The sequence below is a fragment of the Desulfurella sp. genome (assembly GCF_023256235.1).
Taxonomy (GTDB): Bacteria; Campylobacterota_A; Desulfurellia; order Desulfurellales; family Desulfurellaceae; genus Desulfurella.
Window position 1 is genome coordinate 14,933 of record NZ_JAGDWY010000069.1, and the last position, 1,144, is coordinate 16,076.

General features: G+C 30.5%; 3 protein-coding genes. 1 reads left to right on the top strand and 2 read right to left on the bottom strand.

Features of this window, described 5'->3' with window-relative positions; translation table 11 throughout:
* Together Q0C22_RS07595 and Q0C22_RS07600 are read right to left on the bottom strand one after the other, a co-directional pair.
* The coding region (locus Q0C22_RS07595) for a ThiF family adenylyltransferase (protein ID WP_291493395.1) at positions 1–525 on the bottom strand (525 nt) is incomplete at its 3' end.
* On the bottom strand, positions 522–773 hold the full coding sequence (locus tag Q0C22_RS07600; RefSeq protein WP_291493398.1) for a MoaD family protein: 252 nt from the start codon (positions 771–773) through the stop codon (positions 522–524). The genes Q0C22_RS07595 and Q0C22_RS07600, both read right to left, overlap by 4 nt.
* 94 nt (positions 774–867) lie before the next feature.
* Between Q0C22_RS07600 and Q0C22_RS07605 the strand changes: the two genes are divergently transcribed.
* Positions 868–1,144: carboxymuconolactone decarboxylase family protein (locus Q0C22_RS07605; RefSeq protein WP_291493400.1), on the top strand; the 277-nt coding region annotated here is incomplete at its 3' end.

The window sequence follows — 1,144 nt, forward strand, 5'->3', positions numbered from 1 at the left end:
TACACCTACTGTGTATGGTAAAATATAATTTTCCTGACTACCAAATGAAAAAACATCTTCCAATTTTTTATCTTTAAGTGTGGATATTTGACCAAAATAACCAAATACACCAGCATGAACAAAATAAATATTATTTTTAAAAGCCAATCTACTAAGCAAATTCTTTGAATCTTTATTATCAAAACAATCAACAATTACATCAACATCAGGTAACAAAAAATCCTCATCAATTTTTCCAAAAATCTCAATCTGGCAATTGAACCCAATTGAATCCAATTTTTCTTTTGCTGTAAGATTTTTTGGTTTTCCAATATCGTGCGTTGTATATAACAACTGTCTATGAATATTGGATTCACTTATTACATCAAAATCTGCAATATATAATTTTCCAACACCTGACCTTACAAGTAATTCACACACAATACAGCCCAAACCACCAGCACCACCTACAAAAACTCTTGAATTTTTAAGCTTTTTTTGGCATATATCGCCTAAAACCGGGATCTGCCTGTCAAAAAAACTCATCCGCCTGCAGCAGGTGGGAAAAAATCTATACTATCACTATTTTGAACAATAGTATCCAACCCATTTAAGTGAGATATATTTTTGCCATTAACCAAAATCATGGTACCAGCCAAAAGATTGTTATTATCCAATATATAATTTGATATCTCAAGTAAATCTATCAGAGATTTTATATTTATATACTCTATATTAATTTCTACGCTTTTTCCTTTTTTTTCACGTAAAGTTGAATAAAATCTTACTAACATAATTTTTAATATAAAAACATATAATTTTTTTTCAAGTAAGATTGAAAAGTTTAAAAAATCGCTTATATTGTAAAACAAAACTGGAGGTATTAAAATGGATAAGCCTAATTTTTACATTGATTTAGAAAAAGATTTTCCCGAATTTATTAATTCACTTGAGAATTTAGGTAAAGTTGCGAAAAAAACAGCAAATTTAGACGAAAAAACTATACAACTGGTTCAGCTTGCAGCAGCTTGTGCTATAGGAAGCGAAGGTGCAGTGCATTCTCATACACGAAGAGCGCTTCAAGCAGGTGCTACAAATAACGAAATAATCGGTGTTTGTATTGCACTTGTTAGTACAATTGGGTTTCCAAAAGTTGCAGCCGCCA